Origin of the sequence: Streptomyces synnematoformans (assembly GCF_039531005.1) — a bacterium.
In the GTDB taxonomy this organism is placed as follows: Bacteria; Actinomycetota; Actinomycetes; order Streptomycetales; family Streptomycetaceae; genus Streptomyces; species Streptomyces synnematoformans.
Window position 1 is genome coordinate 1 of the sequence record NZ_BAAAPF010000657.1, and the last position, 1,376, is coordinate 1,376.

General features: G+C 75.3%; 1 protein-coding gene. It reads right to left on the reverse strand.

What is annotated here, in order from left to right; all coding sequences use genetic code 11:
• Positions 1–1,376, reverse strand: a 1,376-nt coding sequence (locus ABD317_RS36925) for a glycoside hydrolase family 84 protein (protein ID WP_344296444.1), incomplete at both ends; no start/stop codon positions are given.

Consider the following 1,376-nt stretch of genomic DNA (forward strand, 5'->3'; position numbering starts at 1 on the left):
CGCCCTGGGGCTGGTGGAGCCCGCCCGCGACGACCGCCCGGTCGGGCAGCCGGTCGCGCAGCGCGCCGGGCGCGGCCTCCAGCGCGGTGATCGCGTCGGCCAGGGCGCCGGCGCCGCCCGCACCGCCGCCGTCCCAGTACGCGGCGATCGCCGCCGACAGCTCCGGCGCCTGCCCGGGGTTGAGCGCCGAGCCGTACGAGGCGTCCGCGAAGGCCCGCAGCGCGGCGGTCGTGCGCCGGTCGCCGCCCGCCAGCTCGGCCAGCGCGCCGGACCACGACCTGCGGGGGTCGTAGGCGGCGTCGTGCCACGCGAAGTCGGCGACCGTGTACAGCGCGATCTTCGACGCGGCGGCCTGGTTCATGGGGTTGGCGGTGATCCCGGCCAGCTCGCCCGGCAGGCCCTTCTCCCGGCCGTTGAACGGGCCGAGCAGCAGCCGCTCCTGCGCGTAGTCGTTGACCGGGTAGTTGTCCCAGGTCAGGATCGGGTGGCCGAAGACCTCGCGGGCGTCGCGCGCCTGCGCGACGGTCATCACCGGCGCGACGACGCCGATGCCGGTCCACTCCACCAGCACGTCGTCGTCCAGCTGCTCGGCGAGCGCCTTCTTGTACGGCGACGGGGTGGTGTCGTAGTACTCCGTCGGGACCATCTGCAGCGGCTCGGCGCCGTCGTGGGTGCGGACGAACTCGCGGTTGACGCGGTTGAGCAGATGCGCCTGGGCCGCGCCCGCGGCGCCGCCGCCGGTGCCGAAGCGCTCCTCGTCGGCGGCGCAGTTCCAGTCGGTGTAGCTGATGTCGTCCAGCGGTACGGCGAAGGTCCGTACGCCGACGTCCCACAGGGTCTGGAACTTGTCGTTGAGCGCCCGGACGTCCGCGTCGGAGCTGTAGCAGACGGACAGGCCGGGGGAGAGGGCGTAGGTGAACTCGACGTGGTTCGCCCGGGCGTGCTCGACCAGTTCGGCGATGCGGGCGAGTTCCCCGGGCGGGTACGGCTCGCGCCAGCGCTCGCGCAGGTACGGGTCGTCCTTCGGGGAGTAGACGTAGATGTTCATCTTGTGCGCGCCGTAGAACGACAGCTGGTCCAGCCGCGACTCGTGGGACCACGGGACGCCGTAGAAGCCCTCGATGGCGCCGCGCCAGCCGGTGCCCGGCCAGTCGCGGACGGCGGTGCCGGCGACGCGGGTGCCGGGGGCGTCGCGGTGCGGGAGGAGCTGGCGCAGGCTCTGCGCGGCGTAGTACGTGCCGGTGGCGTCGGCGCCGGCCAGGACGATGCCGCCGGCGCCGGCGCCGCCGCCGGTGCCGGTGCCGCCGGTGCCGGCGGCCAGGACGTAGCCGCCGGCGGGCCGCCCGGCGGTGTCGCCGTCGCCGAGGGCGGCGAGG